The following is a 1,460-nucleotide window of genomic DNA, read 5'->3' as shown; positions in this document are numbered from 1 at the left end:
TCATCCTCCACCATATTTGCCGGTGTAGCTCAGTTGGTAGAGCAACTGACTTGTAATCAGTAGGTCGTGGGTTCGACTCCTATCGCCGGCACCATAGTTTCGAGCCATTAGCTCAGTGGTAGAGCATCTGACTTTTAATCAGAGGGTCGAAGGTTCAAGTCCTTCATGGCTCATAATTTTTTAGGGGCATAGTTCAACGGTAGAATAGAGGTCTCCAAAACCTTTGGTGTGGGTTCGATTCCTACTGCCCCTGCCATTAATTTGTAATTAATGATGGCGATTGTGGCGAAGTGGTTAACGCACCGGATTGTGGTTCCGGCATTCGTGGGTTCGATTCCCATCAGTCGCCCCATATAACTAATTGGATATCATCAATTTATTGGGGTATAGCCAAGCGGTAAGGCAACGGATTTTGATTCCGTCATGCCCAGGTTCGAATCCTGGTACCCCAGCCATTTTACTAAACAGCTAGGGTCACTTGATTTGAGACCAAATGGTCGCATGGTAATGCATGTTTATTTCAATAGGTGAAATTAGTTAGTTTACATATAAAAATTATGGGGCCTTAGCTCAGCTGGGAGAGCGCCTGCCTTGCACGCAGGAGGTCAGCGGTTCGATCCCGCTAGGCTCCACCATTATATTTATAAAACGGAGGCATACCCAAGTCTGGCTGAAGGGATCGGTCTTGAAAACCGACAGGCGGGTTAAACCGCGCGTGGGTTCGAATCCTACTGCCTCCGCCATTTTTAAAATTAATCAATCTTTAAGTAATATTATCGCGGGGTGGAGCAGTGGTAGCTCGTCGGGCTCATAACCCGAAGGTCGCAGGTTCAAATCCTGTCCCCGCAACCAAATGGTCCCGTGGTGTAGCGGTTAACATGCCTGCCTGTCACGCAGGAGATCGCCGGTTCGATCCCGGTCGGGACCGCCATTTAATGGGTCGGTAGCTCAGTTGGTAGAGCATTAGATTGAAGCTCTAAGTGTCGGCGGTTCGATTCCGTCCCGACCCACCATTTATGCGGGTGTAGTTTAATGGTAAAACCTCAGCCTTCCAAGCTGATGTCGTGAGTTCGATTCTCATCACCCGCTCCATTTTGTGGGCCTATAGCTCAGCTGGTTAGAGCGCACGCCTGATAAGCGTGAGGTCGATGGTTCGAGTCCATTTAGGCCCACCATAACATTTTTCCGAAGTAGCTCAGTGGTAGAGCAACCGGCTGTTAACCGGTTGGTCGTAGGTTCGAGTCCTACCTTCGGAGCCACGGCCCGTTGGTCAAGTGGTTAAGACACCGCCCTTTCACGGCGGTAACACGGGTTCGAATCCCGTACGGGTCATAAAGTTCATTAATTTGAACTTTTTAAATAGTCTAGTGATAATGGCAAAGAGGTCACACCCGTTCCCATACCGAACACGGAAGTTAAGCTCTTTAGCGCCGATGGTAGTTGGGGGCTTCCCCCTGTGA

Annotated in this window: 14 tRNA genes and 1 rRNA gene; all 15 read left to right on the top strand. The window is 49.4% G+C overall.

What is annotated here, in order from left to right:
- The first annotated feature begins 18 nt into the window (after positions 1-18).
- Positions 19-94 (top strand) — tRNA-Thr (locus JOD29_RS20290).
- A gap of 7 nt (positions 95-101) precedes the next feature.
- A tRNA-Lys gene (locus JOD29_RS20285) sits at positions 102-173 on the top strand.
- A 9-nt stretch (positions 174-182) separates the two neighbouring features.
- A tRNA-Trp gene (locus tag JOD29_RS20280) sits at positions 183-256 on the top strand.
- A gap of 20 nt (positions 257-276) precedes the next feature.
- Positions 277-352, top strand: a tRNA-His gene (locus tag JOD29_RS20275).
- Positions 353-380: 28 nt separating this feature from the next.
- Positions 381-455: transfer RNA gene (locus JOD29_RS20270), tRNA-Gln, on the top strand.
- Between the two features lie 104 nt (positions 456-559).
- Positions 560-635 (top strand) — tRNA-Ala (locus tag JOD29_RS20265).
- 15 nt (positions 636-650) lie between these two features.
- Positions 651-743, top strand: a tRNA-Ser gene (locus tag JOD29_RS20260).
- Between the two features lie 34 nt (positions 744-777).
- Positions 778-852, top strand: a tRNA-Met gene (locus JOD29_RS20255).
- Between the two features lie 3 nt (positions 853-855).
- Positions 856-931 (top strand) — tRNA-Asp (locus JOD29_RS20250).
- Between the two features lie 6 nt (positions 932-937).
- Positions 938-1,013 (top strand) — tRNA-Phe (locus JOD29_RS20245).
- Between the two features lie 5 nt (positions 1,014-1,018).
- A tRNA-Gly gene (locus tag JOD29_RS20240) sits at positions 1,019-1,092 on the top strand.
- Positions 1,093-1,098: 6 nt separating this feature from the next.
- Positions 1,099-1,175: transfer RNA gene (locus JOD29_RS20235), tRNA-Ile, on the top strand.
- Between the two features lie 9 nt (positions 1,176-1,184).
- Positions 1,185-1,259: transfer RNA gene (locus tag JOD29_RS20230), tRNA-Asn, on the top strand.
- 1 nt (position 1,260) lies between these two features.
- A tRNA-Glu gene (locus tag JOD29_RS20225) sits at positions 1,261-1,332 on the top strand.
- A 31-nt stretch (positions 1,333-1,363) separates the two neighbouring features.
- Positions 1,364-1,460: ribosomal RNA gene (rrf, locus tag JOD29_RS20220) — 5S ribosomal RNA — on the top strand; the annotation flags it as partial.

The organism is Lysinibacillus composti (assembly GCF_016908465.1).
GTDB classification, from domain to species: Bacteria; Bacillota; Bacilli; order Bacillales_A; family Planococcaceae; genus Ureibacillus; species Ureibacillus composti_A.
This window is presented reverse-complemented; position numbering and strand designations above follow the sequence as displayed.